The organism is Aquincola sp. J276 (assembly GCF_024700035.1).
GTDB lineage: Bacteria > Pseudomonadota > Gammaproteobacteria > Burkholderiales > Burkholderiaceae_C > Aquincola > Aquincola tertiaricarbonis.
In genome coordinates this window covers 2,275,361-2,293,326 of record NZ_JAJONC010000001.1, presented here as the reverse complement: position 1 = coordinate 2,293,326, position 17,966 = coordinate 2,275,361, and the positions used below count along the sequence as shown (strand labels likewise).

Here is a 17,966-nt window from a genome sequence, read left to right as displayed (position 1 = left end):
CGATCACTTCTCTGCGTACTCTTCCATCGGCTTGTCATTCGGATTGGCCCATGCCGCCTTGGTGGCATCGGATGCCGGCAGGCCCACCTTGGTGTTGGTGGGCGGGATCGGCTGCATGAACCACTTGTCGTACAGCTTGGCCACGTCGCCCCGGGCGATCTGGGCCTTGATGCTGTCGTCGACCGCCTTCTTGAAGGCCGGGTCGTCCTTGCGGATCATGATAGCGATCGGCTCGACCGACAGCACTTCACCCACGATCTTGAAGTCGGCCGGCGCCTTGGACTTGCTGATGTTGCCCGCCAGGATCTGGCCGTCCATCACGAAGGCATCGGCGCGGCCCGATTCCAGCAGCAGGAAGGAGTCGGAGTGGTCCTTGCCCATCACCTCCTTGAACTCCAGCCCGCTGGCGCGGCGGTGCTTGCGCAGCGTCTGGACCGAGGTGGTGCCGGTGGTGGTGGCGATGGTCTTGCCCTTCAGGTCCTCGATCTTGTTGATGCCCGAGTTGGCCTTGACGGCGATGCGCACCTCTTCCACGTAGGTGGTGACGGCGAAGGCCACGTCCTTCTGGCGCGTGGCATTGTTGGTGGTGGAGCCGCACTCGATGTCCACCGTGCCGTTGGTCACCAGCGGGATGCGGTTCTGCGAAGTGACGGGCTGGTACTTGATGTCCAGCTTGCTCATGCCCAGCTGCTTCTGCACGTCCGCCAGCACGTTCTGGCAGATGTCGTAATGGAAGCCGGTGTACTTGCCGTCGCCCAGCGTGAAGGCCAGCGCGCCGGACGACTCGCGGGTGCCGACGGTCACCGTGCCGGTGTCCTTGATCTTCTTCAGCGTGTCGGCGTGTGCGGTGCCCAGCGCCAGCAGCGCAGCGATCGCGAACAGGGTCTTGGTCATGGGAGTCTCTTCTTTCGTCTCAGGGGTCGGTGGAGGGGGTCACAGGGGCTTGTCCGACGGGGATCGGTACAGCTCCAGCAGGGCATCGGAAGGCGGCCAGTTGAGGTTCAGCCCCTTGGGTGGAATGGGCCGCTGGAACCAGCGGGCGTAGATGCGCAGGGCCTCGCCGTCCCGCATCAGGCGGGTGAGCTCGCGGTCGACGATGCGCTTGAGCGTCACGTCGCCCCGGCGCATCATGCAGCCATAGGCCTCGGCGGACATCGGCGTGCCGACCACGATCCAGTCCTCGGGATGCTGGGCCTTGGCCCGCTCGCCGTAGAGCAGCGCGTCGTCCATCATGAAGGCCTCGGCACGGCCCACCTCCAGCAGCTGGAAGGACTCGCCATGGTCCTTGGCCACCACGATGTTGATGGTGCCGCCCAGCCTCTCGTTGTAGGTGCGCAGCAGCCGCTCGGAGGTGGTGGCGGCGGTGACCACCACGCTGCGCCCGGCCAGGTCGGGGAAGTCCTTGATGCCGGAGCGGCGGTTGGTCATCAGCCGGGTGCCGATTACGAAGATGGAGGTGGAGAACGCCACCTGGCGCGCCCGTTCCTCGTTGTGGGTGGTGGAGCCGCATTCGATGTCCACCGCGCCGTTCTGCACCAGCGGTATGCGGTTCTGCGGCGTCACCGGCACCAGCTTGATCGTGAGCGCCGGCAGCTTCAACTCGGTCTTGATGGCGTCCAGCAGCTGCAGCATCAGCTCGTGCGAGTAGCCCACCACCTGGCGCTTGCCGTCGTAGTACGAGAAGGGCACCGACGACTCGCGGTGGCCCAGGCTGATGGTGCCGGTCTCGGAGATCTTGGCCAGCGTGTCGTTCTGCGCCCGCAGCGGCAGGGCCAGGGCCCATCCACAGCACAACACCAGCACGGCACGAAAGACGGTTCCAGACATCGACGACACGACCACGGCAGCTCAAACCCACGACGGACGCATTGTGTGCACGAGGCGTGCCAGCGCCGGGCGGGGGGACATGAAGCCGCTTTCCCAGGGATATCCCTTGGCTGCCGACCGCCATGCCGGCCCAGGCGGCACGACCTGCTCTGCGGCGGCCGCGCGGGCCGGACGGAAATCCGTCGCGCCCTGGCGGCAGGTGTCGGAAAACCGCCTGAGGCACGCCGCCGGTAAAGGCCGGCCGGCAAGGCCTGCCAAGGCATCCGGGGCCGCCGCAAGCGGCCGGCCCTGCAGCCCGCCTGTCACTTGGCTGTCATAGGCAAACAGGGTGTGCAGTGCCCGAGTTGTCTAGACAAGTGGAGCGGCACTGCTGCGATGCAGCGTGAAGGCGCTGTGAAGCATCGTGAAGCACTTGGCACAGTTCGAGCAATGCAGTGCCCATCGGCCGCCCGGCCGTCGATGCCGTTGCGGTGTCGTTCCATAGCCTTGGAGATGGGAACTGATGTTCAAGCCGACCTGCCCCTCGAAGCTGTCCGCAGCGCTGGCGCTGGCCTTTGCCAGCATGGCGATGCCGGCGCACACCGCGGACTCGCATGCCCATGACGACGGGGGTGCGGTCCTGTCGATCATCGTGCCGTATGCCAACGAGAACCAGCTGGCCTTCGCCACCAAGCTGCTCGACCATCCGTACGTCGACCAGAAGAAGATGCAGATCCATGCCGAGGTGGCGCCGGCCGAGATGGAGGCCTTGAAGGCCGCCGGCATGGCACCGCAGATCAACGAGGCCGAGACCGCCCGCATCCAGCACTTCATCCAGTCGCGCGCCCAGGACGTGAAGTCCGGCGGCATCGCGCGCGCGCTGGGCGTGGCCAAGCCGAGCAGCATCGCCAACGGCGTGCATGCCTGCTACCGCACGGTGGAGCAGATCTACCAGACCTACGACGAACTGGCGGCGAAGTACCCCAAGCTGGTGAAGATCCAGACGCTGGGCAAGAGCTGGATAGGCACGGAGCAGGACAAGTCGGCTACCAGCCGGCCTACCTTCTACGACCTGCTGACGAAGTACCTTCCCGAGTCCGCGCTTGCGTTGTTCGACAAGGCCTTGCTGCCCGCCGATGCGAGCCCGATCAAGGCCATCATCGTCGGCAACTTCGAGAAGCAGGACGCGCAGACGGAGCGGCCGCCAAACATGGTGTGGACCGGCGGCATCCACGCGCGTGAATATGCTCCGCAGGAAGTTGGCATGAAGTTCATCGAGTGGCTGCTGGCCAACTACGAGTCCGATGCCAATGCCCGCATGATGGTCGACACCAACCGCTACCACTTCATCGTGCATAACCCTGACGGCCGCAAGTTGGCCGAGCAGGACGCGAACGCCCGTCAGCGCAAGAACATCAATTACGAAACAGCGGAATGCACAACGGCGGGTAGCGACGGGATCCCGAGGACCCTTGATTCGGGCGTCGATCTCAACCGCAACTATCCATTCGGTTGGGCCACGGGCGGAACAGGCGGCTCGGACAGCAATGTGTGCGGCGCCACTTACCGCGGCGTCACCCCGGCTTCCGAGCCCGAGACCCAGGCCGTGCTGAACTACATGCGTGGCACGTGGAACCAGGCGGCCTGCAAGTGGGAAGGCGGCGCGCTGCCCGACGGCCGACCGAAGAGCGCGGAGTACTGCAACCCCGAGAACCGCAGCAGCAACACCGGCGAGCTCGACTGGAAGACCGGCGCCAGCGACGAGTACGGCGGCGGCGTGTTCATCGACCTGCACAGCAATGCCCGCGCGGTGCTGTGGCCCTGGGGCGTGGAGCGCACCGAGAACGACTTCAACACTCACACGCCCAACAACAAGGGCATGGCCGTCATCGCGCAGCGCCTGGCGTACCACAACAACTATTCGTCGCAGCAGCTGCTGAGCTACAACACCGAGGGCACCACCAAGGACGCTGCCTACGGCTACCTGGGCGCGCCGGCCTACACGGTGGAGATGGGTCGCTCCTTCTACGAGGACTGCGGCGTCTTCGAGCGTGAGACCTACCCCGAGAACTTCAACGGCTTCCACTACCTGAGCCGTGTGCTGCACCGCGTGTACAAGCTGCCCTTCGGCCCCGACACCGTCAACGTGGTGATGGGTGCCAGCTCGGTGCAGTCCGGCAACAAGGTGGCGGTGACCGCCACCGTGGACGACAACCGCTACCGCTACAGCAACGCCGGCCAGTCGACCATCAAGCCGCCGCCGTATCCGGTGGTCTACAACATCGCCAGCGCCAAGGCCTACGTCAACAAGCTGCCGTGGGAAGCCGGCGCCGTGGGAGTGGAGATGAAGCTGAGCGAATCCGCCCAGGCCCGCTCCGACTTCCCCGATGCCACCAAGACCGCCACCGGCGAGATCGACACCACGGGCCTGCCTGCGGGGCGACACATGGTCTACGTGCAGGGCACCAATGCCGACGGCAAGCCCGGTGCGGTGTCGGCCGCCTTCCTCGACGTGACGGCCGCGCCGGCCGACGCGGATGACGACGACAGCGGCGGTGGTGCGCTGGGCTGGTTCGACCTGGCCGCCCTGGCCGCCGGCCTGGGCGCGATCGCCGGCCTGCGTCGCCGCCGCAACCACTGATCTCCAAGAACACGAGGACAAGCCATGAATCTGACGAACAAGCGCCTGCTGAACGCGCTGTGCCGCGCATCGGTCGCCGCTTCCGTGCTGTCGCTGGCCGCCTGTGGTGGCGACGGCGATGACGACAACAACACCGCACCGCCGCCGCCTGCGCCCACCGCGCAGCTCAGCGGCGTGGTGCTGGACGGCGCGCTGGCCAATGCCAAGGTGTGCCTGGACCTCAACGACAACCGCGCCTGCGATGTCGACGAGCCCAGCACCACCACCGCCGCCGACGGCAAGTTCACGCTGACGGCCGAGGAGGCGAAGCTGCCGCTGCACACGGTGCTGGCCGTGGCCACCGCCGGCACCACTACCGATGCCGACTACGGCGCCATCACCCAGGGCTACACCCTGGCGGCGCCGGCCGGCAAGGGCGCGGTGATCACGCCCTACACCACGCTGCTGGTGTCCGAGCTGGACGGCGGCCGCGCCGAGAACCTGGTGCAGGCCGAGCGCGACCTGCTGGACCGCATGGTGGGCATCGCCGGCGACGTGGGCGGCCTGACGGTGTACGACAGCTTCCTGCCGGTGGCCGACGAGGTGGCGGCGCAGGCCACCAAGCGGGCCAAGATGTATGGCGTTGCACAGCTGCTCGCACGCGGCTTTGCCGAGACAGCGGCCACCTCCGGCCTCACCGGCAAGGCCGCCAGCGGCGCGCTGGGCATGGTGGCCACCGGCTCGCTGCAGCAGGTGGCGGCGCAGGTGTCGGCGCCGCTCACGGCCGAGCAGCGCGGCACGCTGTTCACTGCGGTGAAGGACAGCCTGGTGCCCACGCCTGCCACGCTGGCCGCCAGTGCGGCCGCGGCCGCCAAGACGGCCGCCGCGCCGATCGAAGGCGCCTGGACGGGCACCAGCACGCTGCCCACCGGCGAGAGCGTGAAGGAGCTTTATGTGTTCGCCGGCGACGGCACCTACGTGCATCGCGTCATCGAAACCAGCGCGCCCACCACGGCCACGCAGTTCGACAACGGCTTCGGCTACCGCTATGGCCGCTACACCTATGCGGCCGGCACGCTCACCACCACGGTGATCGAGGCGCAGGAGGTATCGGGCCCGAAGGCGGGCGCCGTCACCGGCGTGACGGTGGCCGGCGACACGCTCACCGGCCCCAATGGCCTGAGCCTCACCCGCGTGGCCAGCGCCACCGATCCGCTGGTGGGCGCCTGGGTGCGGCCGGACGGCAGCAGCGAGCCCGAGGTGCTGGTGATGTTCGGTGACGGCACCTACGTGCACAGCACCTTCTACTACCAGAACGATCCGCAGACCGGCACCGCCAGCCCGCTGGAGACCGCCAAGTCGGCCGGCATGCGCAAGGGCGCCTATGCCCGCGAAGCGGCGGGCAGCACGGTGGTGAACTTCGGCGAGACCACGGTGGCCTTCAACGGCAACCTGGCCATTCCCAGCAACCCGGGCGTGGGCACGGTACAGCCGGACGGCAGCTTCTCCATGACCGGCCTGCGGCTGGTGAAGCTGGGCACGCCCGCCGGCGCCAAGGCGGTGACGGGCCTGTCGGAAGCCACGCGTTCGCGCCTGTGGTCGGGCCGGTACTTCAGCCGCACCGTGAGCGTTGGCGGCGCCAACCGGCTGCAGTTCCTGTACGTGCGGGGACCCAACGACGTGCTGGGCTTCTTCCAGGCGCCCACCGGCAGCGACCTGACGGCAGCCTGCAACACGGCGGCCGACAACGGCGCGGTGCGTGACTTCACCTCGGTGGACCCGGCCGACGGCAAGCTCAAGCAGTTCGTCATCGGCAGCAGCGTGAATGCCTCGGCCGGCTATGACCAGCGCCGGCTGAACGTGGGCGTGCCCGGCAGCGTGGTGAGCTACACGCCGGTGGCCCGGCCCACGGCCGCCGCCACGGGCAACAACACCGCGCGCTGCGTGGCACCGGTCTAGCTTGTCTAGACAGGCTCGGGCGGCCGCACCAGCGTGGCGCCCGGCAGCGGCGCCACCAGCAGGTTGGTGACGCCCGACGCCACGTGCCCCGCCGGCACGTGGCTCGCCGCGTTCTCGATGTGGCCGGTCTGGTCGTCGAAGAAGAAGTCGGGCTCGAACTCGCGCAGGAACTCGCCCTTGGGCAGCCCGCCGAGGAACATCGCGGCATCGACATCGATGTGCCAGTCCATCAGCGTGCGGATGGCACGTTCATGCGCCGGCGCACTGCGCGCCGTGACCAGCGCGGTGCGGATGCGCATGCCGGTGGCCGGCGCCTGTTGCTGCAGGTTCTGCAGCGCCATCAGCAGCGGCTTGAACGGGCCGGCGGCCAGCGGCGTGACCGCATGCTCGCGCTCGTGCAGCTGGAAGGCGTGCAGCCCGCCGTCGCGGAACACCCGCTCCGCCTCGTCGGAGAACAGCACCGCATCGCCGTCGAAGGCGATGCGCACCTCGTTCGGATGGGCGTCGGAAGCGCGCTTCGAATGCGGGAACACCCGCGCCGCCGGCACGCCGGCTTCCAGGGCCGAGCGCACGTCCGCCTCGTTGGTCGACAGGAACAGGTGGGCGTTGAGCGGCCGCAGGTAGCGCCAGGGGCTCTCCCCGCGGGTGAACACGCCGCGCTCGATGGGCAGGCCGTAGTGCTGCGCCGAGCGGAACACCCGCATGCCCGAGACGGGATCGTTGCGCGAAAGGATGACGACCTCGGTCAGCCGCCGCGTGGGATCGTCGCCATTGAAGGCCAGCAGCTTGTGCACCAGCGAGAAGGCCACGCCGGGCCGCGCCGGCTGCTCCAGCCGCTCGAGCTGCAGCTGCATGTAGGCGCGGTCGTCGTGCGCCTCGAAGATGCGGTTCTCTTCCTCGAAGTCGAACAGCGCGCGGGAGGAAAGGGCCACCACCAGGCGGCCGTCGAGGGTGGCAGGCATGGCGTGATCATAAGGACCACGCCATGTGCGCAGGCGCCTAGTGGTGGAAGCCGATCGGCGCGCGGCGCGGGTTGGCGCCGGGCAGGTCGCGCAGCTCGATGCGGTCGCGCTTGTCCAGCCGGGCATTGCCGAAGGCGGCCATCCAGGCGCGGCGCATCTCGCGCGGCGCCATCTCCGACATGCGCTCCAGCACCGCGTCGATGGGCTCCGGCTCGAAGCGCCTGCCCCAGTCGTGCGCACCGCGGATGCCGGTGTACAGCCGCAGCGCGATGCTGCGTGCCGCATCGCGGTCGGGCGCCTGCACCTCGTACACGTTCATGCGGTTGAGGATAGGCTCGGGGATGGCGCGTTCGTCGTTGGCGGTGGCCACCCAGATCACCTGGCTGGCGTCGATCGGCACCTCGGCGAACTCGTCGGTGAAGCTGTGCGCGGTATCGTGCTCCAGCAGGCCGTAGAGCGCGCCCAGCGGGTCGTAGGCATGCTCGCCGCGGGCCTTGTCGATCTCGTCGACCACCATCACCGGGTTGGCATAGGCGCCGTCCACCAGCGTCTCGAATACCTTGCCCGGCCGCGCACCCTTCCATTGCGACGAGGCGCCGGACAGCACCCAGCCGGCGGTCAGGCTGCTCATGGAGACAAAGCCCATGCCGGTGCCCAGCAGCTGCGCCACCTCCCGCGCGAAGTGGGTCTTGCCCACGCCCGGCGGGCCCAGCAGCAGCATCGGCATGATCTCCAGCGCGTCGCGGCTGTCGTGGCACAGGGCCAGCTGGCGCTTCACGTCGTCCAGCGCGTCATGGAAGTTGGGCAGCTCGCCGTACAGGTGTTCCATCGCCGGCAGGCCGGACGGTTTCACCTGGAAGCGCTGCGCGCCTTTTTCCAGCATGCGCTCGTAGGTGGAGCGCAGGCTTTCATGCTCCTTGGCGGGCAGCTTGGCCAGCTTGCGTTCCACGTCGTCGACGCGGTAGACGCTGCGCATCTGCGCGAGCGGGATCGATGTTCCGGACGGGACCGGAACCAGGTCGGTGGCGGGTGACAGATCGCCCATGGAAGCCTCCTTGCTGTGCAGCTTGATTGCAGCGCAGCCGAGACCACCCCAGGGGGCGATCAACGGCGCAAACACACCGCAATTGCCTTGTTGCTGGGAGCAAGTATCGCGCCCGGTGTTCCGCGGCGCTTCAGGTCCCCACCCGATTGCGCCCGGCCTGCTGGGCGCGGGACAAGGCCTGCTCGGCCTGCTCCATCAGGTCGTCTACCGAATCGGCGTTCCCGGCCACGGCGGTGGCCACGCCCACTGTCACCCGCAGGGCGGGCGGCTCGGCCACGCCGGCCAGCGGCAGCACCAGGCCGGCGACGGCGGTGCGCACCCGCTCGGCGATGGTCACCGCGGTGTCGCTGCCGGTGTGCGGCAGCAGCACGGCGAAGCTGTCGCCGCCGTGTCGGGCCAGGGTGTCATAGTCGCGCAGGTCGCCGCGGCAGGCGCCGGCCACGGCCAGCAGCACCTGGTCGCCGGCGGCATGGCCATGCGCATCGTTGATGTGGCGAAGGCCGTCGAGGTCGATCACCAGCACCGACATCGGCACCTGCGCGCGCCGGCTGCGCGCGAATTCGGCTTCCGCGAACTGGAAGAACTGGCGGCGGCTGGCCACGCCGGTCAGCGGGTCGATCAGTGCCAGCCGCTCGGCTTCGCCGCGGGCCTCTTCCAGCTCATGCAGCAGCCGCACCAGCAGGCGGGCGGCCGAGGGCGCGGCCAGTGTGGCGGGCAGGGCGGCGCCCAGCAGCGGCCAGGCCCAGGCGTCCACCGGCACCCGGGCCAGGGCCAGCACGGCGGCGGCGATCAGGGCGGCCAGCGGCGCGGCCAGCAGCACCGCCAGCAGCGCCGCGCCGCGCGGGCCCAGGCGCAGCAGCCAGTGCCGGTACGGGCTGGCGGCCGCGGCGCTCACTTGACCCAGGTGTTGAGCTGGATGATGGGCAGCAGCACCGCCAGCACGATGAGCATCACCACCAGGCCCATGGCCACGATGAGCAGCGGCTCCAGCAGCGTGGCCAGCGCCATGGCGCGGCGCTGCACCTCCGCGCTCATCTGCGCGGCGGCGCGGCCCAGCATGGCGGGCAGGGTGCCGGTCTGCTCGCCCAGGCGGGCGAACATCGACAGCAGGCCGGGAAAGCGCTTCTTGCCGGCCATGGCCGAGGCCAGCGGCGCACCTTCGCGCACCCGCACCAGCGCATCCATCGCATCGGCGCGCATCGCGCGGTTGGACAGCGTCTCCGCCGCCGCCTGCAGCGCCTTCAGGATGGGCACGCCCGCGCCGGCCAGCATGGCCAGCGTGCTGGCGAACCGCGCGGCGTTGTAGCCGCGGGAAAGCCGGCCGATCAGCGGCAGCGTGAGCCAGCCGGCATCGAAGCGCTCGCGGAAGCCCTCGTTGCGCAGCGCCACGAACAGCGCGCCGGCGCCGCCCAGCAGTGCCAGCAGCGCGATCCAGCCCTGGTGGCGCACGAAGTCGCTGATGGCCAGCATGGCCACCGTCAGGCCCGGCAGCGCCCGCTTGCTGTTGGTGAACACGGAAGCCACCTGCGGCACCACGTAGGTCACCAGGAAGATGACGATCACCACCGCGATCAGCGACACGATGGCCGGGTACAGCGCCGCGCCGATGAGCTTGGCGCGCAGTGCCTGGCGTTCCTCCAGGTCGTCGGCCATCTTCTCCAGCACGATGCCCAGCGCGCCGCTCTGCTCGCCGGCGGCCACCACGGCGCGGTACACGTCGTCGAAGTCCTTGGGCGCGCTGGCCAGCGCGCGGGCGAAGCTGGCGCCGGCATTCACCTCGCTCTTGAGGTGGGCCACCAGCTCGCGCTGGCGGTTGTCGTCGGCCTCGTCGGCCAGCGCGGTGAGCGCGCGTTCCAGCGGCAGGCCGGAGCCCACCAGGCCGGCCAGCTGGCGCGTCCACACCGCCAGGCCGGTGCTGTTGAACACCCGCCGGCCGGCCCGCGCGCCGCCGCCTTCCAGCGTGGAGGTGGTGGCCTGCGCACCCACCTGCGTGACGGCCAGCGGCACCAGCTGCTGCGCCCGCAGCTGCGCACGCGCGGCGCGGGCGTTGTCGGCCTCCAGCAGGCCGGTGGACTGCTTGCCGGCGGCGTCCAGCGCCTCGAAGCGGTAGGCAGGCATCGGTGCTACGAGCGCGTGACGCGCACCACTTCTTCGGGCGAGGTGATGCCCGCAGCCACCAGCCGGTCGCCGTCCTCGCGCATGGAGCGCAGGCCGGTGGTGCGCGCAGCGGCGGTGAGCTCGCTCTCGGCGGCGCGCTCGTGGATCAGCGCGCTCACCTTGCCGTCGGCGGCCATCAGCTCGTACACGCCGGTGCGGCCCTTGTAGCCGCTCATGCTGCAGGCCGAGCAGCCCACCGGGTGCCACTGGCCATGCTCGTCCTGCCGCTTGCAGGCCGGGCACAGCTTGCGCACCAGGCGCTGGGCCAGCACGCCCAGCAGGCTGGAGCTGAGCAGGAAGGGTTCCACGCCCATGTCGGTCAGGCGGGTGACGGCGCTGGGCGCGTCATTGGTGTGCAGCGTGGCCAGCACCAGGTGGCCGGTGAGCGAGGCCTGGATGGCGATCTGCGCGGTCTCGAAGTCGCGGATCTCGCCGATCATGATCACGTCCGGGTCCTGGCGCAGGATGGCGCGCAGGGCCTTGGCGAAGGTGAGGTCGATCTTGGCGTTGACCTGCGTCTGGCCGATGCCCGGCAGCTCGTATTCGATCGGGTCTTCCACCGTCAGCACGTTGGTGGTGCTGGTGTCCACGCGGGCCAGCGAGGCATACAGCGTGGTGGTCTTGCCCGAGCCGGTGGGGCCCGTGACCAGCACGATGCCGTGCGGCTGCTTGATCAGGCGGTCGAAGGCCGAGAGCACGTCGCCGCTCATGCCCAGGCCTTCCAGCGTGAACTTGGATTCGGTCTTGTCCAGCAGCCGCAGCACCGCGCGCTCGCCGTGGGCGCTGGGCAGGGTGGACACCCGCACGTCGATGGCGCGGCCGCCGATGCGCAGGCTGATGCGGCCGTCCTGCGGCATGCGCTTCTCGGCGATGTCCAGCTCGGCCATGATCTTCAGCCGCGAGATCAGCGCCGCATGCAGCGCGCGGTTGGGCTGCACCACCTCGCGCAGCGTGCCGTCCACCCGGAAGCGCACCGAGCTGCTGCGCTCGTAGGGCTCGATGTGGATGTCGCTGGCGCCGTCCTTGGCGGCCTGCGTCAGCAGCGCATTCAGCATGCGGATGATGGGCGCGTCGTTGGCCGCTTCCAGCAGGTCTTCCACCGCGGGCAGGTCCTGCATCAGCCGGCTCAGGTCGACCGCGCTTTCCACTTCGCCCACCACCGTGGCGGCGCTGGATTCGCCGCCGGCATAGGCGCTGGCGATGCGCTGCGACAGCGTGGCGCTGGGCTCGCGCTCGAAGGCGGCGATGTCGTACAGCCGCACCACTTCCGACAGCGCGGTGGCCGGCGAGGTGTCGCCGCAGTACAGCGTCAGCTGCTCGCCGTTGTCTTCGAGCAGCAGCGTATGGGCCTTGGCAAAGGCATACGGAAGGGGGTGCCTCGCGCTCATCGCGACTCCTTGATGTTCAGCGCGGCGCGGAGGCCGCGCCTTCCGGCGGCAGCACGCCCTGGCCCAGCGGTGCCGGCACGGGGCGGCCGGCTGCGGCGGCAAGGCGGGCAGCACCGGCGCCTCGTTCACCGGGATCACCACGCTGGGCGTGGGCTGGCCGCTCTGCTGCAGCGCGCGGATGGATTCGTAGCGGTCGATGGTCAGCGAATTGGCAGTGGCCTGGTCGCGGATGACCACCGGGCGCAGGAACACCATCAGGTTGGTCTTCACGCGCTTGCGCTGCTCGTTGCGGAACAGGTTGCCCACCACCGGCAGGCCGCTCAGGCCGGGGATGCGGTCCTCGCCGTCGGTGTACTCGTCCTTCAGCAGGCCGCCCAGCACCATGATCTGGCCGTCGTCCACCACCACGCTGGTCTCGATGCTGCTCTTGTCCGTCGTGGGGCCGGCGGTGGAGCTGGTGGACAGCACCGACGAGTTCTCCTGGTAGATCGTCATGCGGATGGTGCCGCCTTCGCCGATCTGGCTCTTGATGCGCAGCGTCAGGCCCACGTCCTGCCGTTCGATCGTCTGGAAGGGCGTGACCGTGCTGCTGCCGCCGGTGTTGGCATAGGTGCCGGTGACGAAGGGCACGTTCTGGCCGATGACGATCTTGGCCTCTTCGTTGTCCAGCGAGATCAGGTTTGGCGTCGACAGCAGGTTGGCGCCCACGTTGTTCTCGAGGAAGTGCGCCACCGCGCCCAGCGTGAAGGTGCTGCCGATCTTGCGGATCACGCCGACGTTCAGGCCGCTGGCAATGGAGCCCACCGCACCCGCCACGCCCTGCACGCCGCCCGCGGTGGCCGCCGTCAGCGCCAGGATGTTGTTGCCGCCCACCGAGGAGTTGGTGCCCAGGCCCAGCAGCGTGCTGTCGCCCGTGTTGCCGAACAGGTGCTGCCACTGCACGCCGAACTGGCCCAGCTTCTCGGCATTCACCTTCACGATCATCGACTCGACGTAGATCTGCGCGCGGCGCGAATCCAGCTGGTCGATGGCCGCGCGCACCTGTCTGTACAGGGGCTCGGGCGCCGTGATGATCAACGAGTTGGTCGACGGGTCGGCCTGGATGAAGCCGCCGGTGGAAGGCCCCTGGGAGGCCTGCAGCGGCGCCGTGGCCGCGGAGTTGCCCAGGCCACCGCTGCTGCCGCTGCTGCCGCCGCCGAGGCTGTTGCTGCTGGACAGGCCGCCGGTGTTCTGCAGGCCGCTGAGTGCGCCGGTGCCGGCATTGCCGGTGTTGGACAGGCCGCTGCTGCCGCCACCGCCGCCGCTGTTGGGCGAGAAGGCGGCGCGCAGCACCGTGGCCAGCTTCACCGCGTCGGCATTCTTCAGGTACACCACCCAGATGTTGCCGGCGGGGCCGCCGCTCTTCATCGGCTGGTCCAGGCGCTGGATGATGGAGCGGATCTGCGCCAGCTTCACCGGGTTGGCCGCCCGCACGATCAGCGAGTTGCTGCGCGGATCGGCCAGCACCGAACCGCTGCCGGCACCGGCGCCGCCGGGGGCCACCGGCACGCCCGGCACCGCCGCGCCGCCGCCGCCGTCGGCCAGCCGCTGCACCAGCGCCGCCATGTCGCTGGCCACCGCATGCTGCAGCGGCACCACTTCGATGTCGGTGTTGGCCGGCTGGTCCAGCGCCGAGATGATGCGGCCGAGCCGCTGCAGGTTGTCGGCGTAGTCGGTGATGACCAGCGTGCTGTTGCTGGGGTTGGCGTTGATGGTGTTGTTGGCGCTGATCAGCGGCCGCAGGATGGCCACGAGGTTGTTGGGGTTCTCGTGGCTCAGCTTGAAGATCTGCGTGATGACCTGGTCGCCGCGCGGCTGGCCCTGGCCGATGGTGACGGTGCCGGTCTGCAGCTTGGCATCGGCCTCCGGCACCACCTTGAGCAGGCCGCCGCTTTCCACCACCGCGAAGCCCAGGCCGCGCAGCGCGGCCAGGTAGTTCTGGTAGGCCACGGTGACGGGCACCGGCTGGTCGCTGTAGACGGTGATGGTGCCCTTGACGCGCGGATCCACCAGGAACTGGCGGTCCAGGATGGCGCCGATGGCGCGGGTCACCGCCTCGATGTCGGCATTGACGAAGTTCAGCGTGACGGGCGTGCTGGCCCGCGCGGCGGCGGCCGAAGCGGGGCGGGTGGGCTGCTGGGCCAGCAGCGGCGGCGGCAGCACCATGCCGGCACAGGCCAGGGCGCCCACCAGCGCGTGGACTCGATAATTCATGAAGTCATCCGATCGAGATGACGGACGACGCACCTTGGCGTCGCCCGACGATGTTCAGCAGATTGGACAGCGCCCCCTCCTGGCCTTCGGCAGCCCGGAGTTCGCCGCGAAAACGCAGCCGCCCTTCGCCCCACTGCCCCTGGCCGCTGGCCTGCAGCGCGCCTTCGAGCGTGGTGAGCGTGATTGTGGACGCGGCGCCGCTGGCGGCGTCGCCGCGCAGCAGCACCTGGTAGCTGCCCAGCGTGTCCAGCGGGGCCAGCGGCGTGGCCGCATTGCCCAGTTCCAGCGTGGCTTCGCCGGTGAAGCGGGTGCGGCCGGCCACCTGTTCGATGGTCAGGCCCGGTGTGCGCAGGCGCACGGTGCCGCTGAGCTGCACCGCGTTCCAGGGCGTGCCCAGGCCGGCCAGCCAGGCCGCCGGCCATTGGCCCACCAGGCCGCCGTTGGGCGGCGGCAGCACCGTCACCTGCATCTGTCCCAGGCCGGGGCGCAGCTGCAGCACCAGCGGCGCGGCCAGGCAGCAGGGCTGGCGCACCTGCAGCTCCAGCGTGCGGCCGCGCCAGTGCAGCGACCATTCCAGCCGGCCGGGCAGCGACAGCGCGGTGCGGCTTTCCGGCCCGGCGGTGAACACCGGCAGTGCGCTGCCGGACCACACGGTGCCGCGGGTCTGCGTCAGCAGTAGGTGCTCGTCGGTGGCCGATGACAGGGCCCGCGACAGCCAGGCCGCCGGCGCGAAGGCCACCACGCCGGCCAGCAGGCCCAGGGTGGCGCCCAGCACCGCCCAGCGGCGCGCGCGGTGCGGCCGGCCGGTCTCGGGCATGGCCAGCGTCGCCGGCAGGCGGGCGGCGCGGCGTGGACGAAGCGCGTTCCAGCGCGTCATGGATTGCTGCCCGGCAGCGCCACCACCAGCGTGCCGGAATGGCCTTGCGGGCCACGGGTTAGGTTCGCTTCCACCGGCCGCGCGCGGGCGCCGCTGCGGGCCTCGGCCAGCCAGCGCCGCAGCTGCTCGCCGTTGGCATTGGCCAGCGTGAGCGTGGCGCGGTCGCCGATGACCTGCAGCTTGCCCACGTCGCCCAGCCGTTCGGTGCTGGCGCGTAGGGCTTCGCTGGCCTGCGCCAGGTTCAGCCGGGGCGCGGCGCGCAGCTGCTCGCTCTCGGCGGCCTCGCGGCGCATCTGCTGCAGCTGGGCTTCCAGCCGGTCGATCTCGGCCGGCGCGGTGCGCAGCGTGGTCCAGGCCGGCTGCACGAACAGCAGCCACACCAGCGCCACGCCAACGACCAGCGCCAGCGCGGCGATCAGCCGGCGCTCCCGCTGCCCCAGGCTGCGCCAGCGCGCCCGCAGCTGTGCACGCACCGCGGCCAGGCCGCCTTGGGCGGGGGTGAGGACGGCATTCATGACGTCTGCCTCCCGCTCGGGGAGAAGCCGGGCCGCCCAAGGGCCCTGAGGCGGATGTGGCTCATGACGTGCGCCCCGTGGGTGCGCGGCTGACGGTGAGGGTGCCGGCGGACTCTTCCACCTGCCAGCCCGCGGGCCGCAGCTGGCCGCGGAACTCCTCGATTTGCTGCGGGCCCCAGTCCAGCGCGGTGAAGCTGAGCCGGCCGGGCTCGAAGCGCAGCGAAGCGGCGGGCGCCGCGCCCACCGGCCAGGCCGATGCCGCCACGTTCAGCAGGCCCTCCAGGTCGGTCTCGCCCGGCTTGCCTGCGGCCACGCGCAGTTGCTCGGTCTCGCGCGCCATCTGCAGCGGCGCATCCAGCACCGCCCGCACCTGCGGATGCGCGGTGCGCAGCACCTGCAGCATCGCCAGGCGGCGGCTTTCGATCTCTCCCCCGTTCATGCCAGGCCCACAGGTTCAGGCCCACGATCTGCACCACCACCAGCGATGCCAGGCCCCAGCGCACCGGCCGGAAGGCGGGGCTCATGAAGCGGCGCCACGCCTCCCGCACAGCCTGCATGCCGCGGTGCCGGGGCGCCAGGTCGAACTGCCGCAGGTTCCAGCGGGAGCGCACCGCCTGCAGCGCACGCTCGTCGTCCGACAGCACCTGCACCGGCGCGCCCAGCCATTGCTCGGCGGCGCCGGCAGCGCCCGGCGTGGCACTCCAGCGGGCCGCGGTGGCCTGCCATTGCGGCAGCATCTGCCGTGCGAGGCCGCCGTTCAGGCCCAGGGTGAGCACGCCATCGGCATCGGCCCAGGTGAGCACCGGCGCGGCATCGGCATCGCCCTGCAACGGTTCCGCCAAGTGGCCCAGCGCCGCTTCGTCGGGCCAGGCCGCCGGCAGCACCCGCTCCACGCTGAGGCCCGCGGTCTCCAGCGTGGCCAGGTGCAGCGCCAGCCAGGCACGCGGCATGGCCGCGATCCAGGTGGGCTGGCCGGCGGCCGCGCCGGGCGCCACCGCCAGGTGCAGCGCCTCGGCATCCTCCAGCAGGGCTTCCTCCAGCACGCCCACCAGCGCGGCGCGCAGGCGGGCGGCCGGCGCACGCGGCAAGGTGATGCGCTGCCAGCTCACGTCGGTGTCGGCCAGCACGGCCACCACGGTGTCGGCCTTGGGCAGCAGCGCCGGCGCACAGCGCCCGGCACCGGACACGGCCAGGCCATCGCTGCTCAGCACGTAGGCGTATTCACTGGCCGTTCGCTCCACCGGCTCGGCGCGCCCCGGCTGCAGACGGTCGCGGGGCGGGATCTTGACAACAAGAATGGACATGGGTGCCTGAGGCTAACGTCTTTGAATGACAGCAGCAATTGGAAAAGGAAAGCGATTCCGTTTCTGCTTGGTGCTCGCCGCAGCGTGCATCATGAGCCGAAGGTCTCGTCGAGGGCCCGGCGTTCCTCGCGGCGCACGACCACCGTGCGCGGCGTGCGCTCGAGCAGCCATGCCTGGCGGGAGTATTCGTCGCCGATGCGCAGGGAGGCATCCACCTCGAACCAGTTGGACTTCACATCCAGTGCGATGGTCTTTTCCAGCACCTCCTTGCCCAGGATCTCGGTGATGCGCGCGGTGTTCTCGAACCCTTTGTTGCCTGGCGAGCGGCTGCGTTCCTGCTCCAGCCGCTGCGCGCTGCCGATGTCGATGTTGAGCGCGGCACTCAGCACCATCGCCGGCGCTGTGTTGATGTTCAGCGACGTGCGCACCGGCAGGATGTCCACCCAGGGCCGCAGCGCCTTGATGGCGCCGGGCTCCACGCCCAGCCAGCTCAGCTGCGACAGGTGCACCGGTGCCACCGCTGCATCCGGCTGCACCGCCTGCTGCGACCAGGCCCGCAGCAGGCCTTCGGCGATGCGGTCGGCCATCTCGGCCGGCAGCCCCGCGTTGCTGCAGAGCCGCCGCAACGCGTTGTGCTGCAGCGGGTCCAGCTCGTTCTTGTCGGTCACCAGGTTGTAGAGGTTCAGCCGGCCCTGCACGTCGGTGATGCCGCCACGCACGAAGGCACGCATCACCGGCTGCTCGGTGGGCGAGCGGTCGTTGCCGGCGATCAGGGACGACAGCTCCGTCTCGGGCAGCCGGGTGGCCCAGCCTTCGCCCAGGTGGTCGGTGGCCGCGCTGCTCACCGTGTCGCGGCGCAGGATCCAGCGTGCCATCTCCAGCGCACCGCGCGCGACGCGGGCCGTCTGCTCATGTGCCCGCTCGGCGGCCTCCACCCGGATGGCGCGGTCCTGCTGGTACATCATGCCGGCCGCCAGCGTGGCCACCAGCGTGAGGATGATCATGGCCATCAGCAGCGCCGCGCCATGCTGGCGGCGGCGCGGTTGTCTAGACAGGTGGCGGAGCGGCGGCTGGCGCATG

The 17,966-nt window shown here is 70.2% G+C and carries 13 protein-coding genes and 1 pseudogene; 2 read left to right on the top strand and 12 right to left on the bottom strand.

Annotation, left to right across the window (positions count from 1 at the left end; genetic code table 11):
• Window positions 1–3: 3 nt before the first annotated feature.
• Both LRS14_RS10470 and LRS14_RS10465 read right to left on the bottom strand, forming a co-directional pair.
• A complete protein-coding gene (locus tag LRS14_RS10470; protein WP_046114084.1) occupies window positions 4–894 on the bottom strand; it encodes an amino acid ABC transporter substrate-binding protein in 891 nt (296 codons plus the stop codon).
• Window positions 895–933: 39 nt separating this feature from the next.
• On the bottom strand, window positions 934–1,827 hold the full coding sequence (locus LRS14_RS10465; protein ID WP_046114085.1) for a transporter substrate-binding domain-containing protein: 894 nt from the start codon (window positions 1,825–1,827) through the stop codon (window positions 934–936).
• 502 nt (window positions 1,828–2,329) lie between these two features.
• Here LRS14_RS10465 and LRS14_RS10460 point away from each other — a divergent pair.
• Together LRS14_RS10460 and LRS14_RS10455 are read left to right on the top strand one after the other, a co-directional pair.
• The gene (locus LRS14_RS10460; protein ID WP_257799488.1) at window positions 2,330–4,447 is read left to right on the top strand and encodes a M14 family zinc carboxypeptidase; all 2,118 of its coding nucleotides are present in this window, start codon (window positions 2,330–2,332) and stop codon (window positions 4,445–4,447) included.
• A 24-nt stretch (window positions 4,448–4,471) separates the two neighbouring features.
• On the top strand, window positions 4,472–6,385 hold the full coding sequence (locus LRS14_RS10455; RefSeq protein WP_257799487.1) for a hypothetical protein: 1,914 nt from the start codon (window positions 4,472–4,474) through the stop codon (window positions 6,383–6,385).
• A gap of 5 nt (window positions 6,386–6,390) precedes the next feature.
• On the opposite strand, the gene LRS14_RS10450 is transcribed toward LRS14_RS10455, so the two are convergent.
• The 10 genes and pseudogenes from LRS14_RS10450 to gspK form a co-directional block, all read right to left on the bottom strand.
• A complete protein-coding gene (locus LRS14_RS10450) occupies window positions 6,391–7,347 on the bottom strand; it encodes a 5'-nucleotidase (protein WP_046114087.1) in 957 nt (318 codons plus the stop codon).
• 37 nt (window positions 7,348–7,384) lie between these two features.
• Window positions 7,385–8,392 carry an AAA family ATPase gene (locus LRS14_RS10445; RefSeq protein WP_257799486.1) on the bottom strand — a complete coding sequence of 336 codons (1,008 nt, stop codon included), beginning with the start codon at window positions 8,390–8,392 and terminating at the stop codon, window positions 7,385–7,387.
• Window positions 8,393–8,522: 130 nt separating this feature from the next.
• The gene (locus LRS14_RS30240; RefSeq protein WP_257799485.1) at window positions 8,523–9,287 is read right to left on the bottom strand and encodes a GGDEF domain-containing protein; all 765 of its coding nucleotides are present in this window, start codon (window positions 9,285–9,287) and stop codon (window positions 8,523–8,525) included.
• Entirely contained in the window at window positions 9,284–10,510 is a 1,227-nt protein-coding gene (gspF, locus tag LRS14_RS10435) for a type II secretion system inner membrane protein GspF (RefSeq protein WP_046114089.1), read from the bottom strand. Before gspF ends, LRS14_RS30240 begins: the two co-directional genes overlap by 4 nt.
• A gap of 5 nt (window positions 10,511–10,515) precedes the next feature.
• Window positions 10,516–11,937: a type II secretion system ATPase GspE gene (gene gspE / locus LRS14_RS10430; RefSeq protein WP_257800450.1), complete on the bottom strand. Its 1,422-nt coding sequence runs from the start codon at window positions 11,935–11,937 to the stop codon at window positions 10,516–10,518.
• A gap of 258 nt (window positions 11,938–12,195) precedes the next feature.
• A pseudogene (gspD, locus tag LRS14_RS10425) lies at window positions 12,196–14,142 on the bottom strand (type II secretion system secretin GspD); the annotation flags it as partial.
• Between the two features lie 52 nt (window positions 14,143–14,194).
• Window positions 14,195–15,067: a type II secretion system protein N gene (gspN, locus tag LRS14_RS10420; RefSeq protein ID WP_257799484.1), complete on the bottom strand. Its 873-nt coding sequence runs from the start codon at window positions 15,065–15,067 to the stop codon at window positions 14,195–14,197.
• On the bottom strand, window positions 15,064–15,582 hold the full coding sequence (gspM, locus tag LRS14_RS10415) for a type II secretion system protein GspM (RefSeq protein ID WP_046114091.1): 519 nt from the start codon (window positions 15,580–15,582) through the stop codon (window positions 15,064–15,066). The genes gspN and gspM overlap by 4 nt, the downstream gene beginning before the upstream one ends.
• Window positions 15,579–16,886, bottom strand: coding sequence for a type II secretion system protein GspL (gene gspL / locus LRS14_RS10410; protein ID WP_257799483.1), 1,308 nt, complete (start codon window positions 16,884–16,886; stop codon window positions 15,579–15,581). The genes gspM and gspL overlap by 4 nt, the downstream gene beginning before the upstream one ends.
• An 89-nt stretch (window positions 16,887–16,975) precedes the next feature.
• Window positions 16,976–17,965, bottom strand: coding sequence for a type II secretion system minor pseudopilin GspK (gspK, locus tag LRS14_RS10405; protein ID WP_257799482.1), 990 nt, complete (start codon window positions 17,963–17,965; stop codon window positions 16,976–16,978).
• Window position 17,966 lies beyond the last annotated feature (1 nt).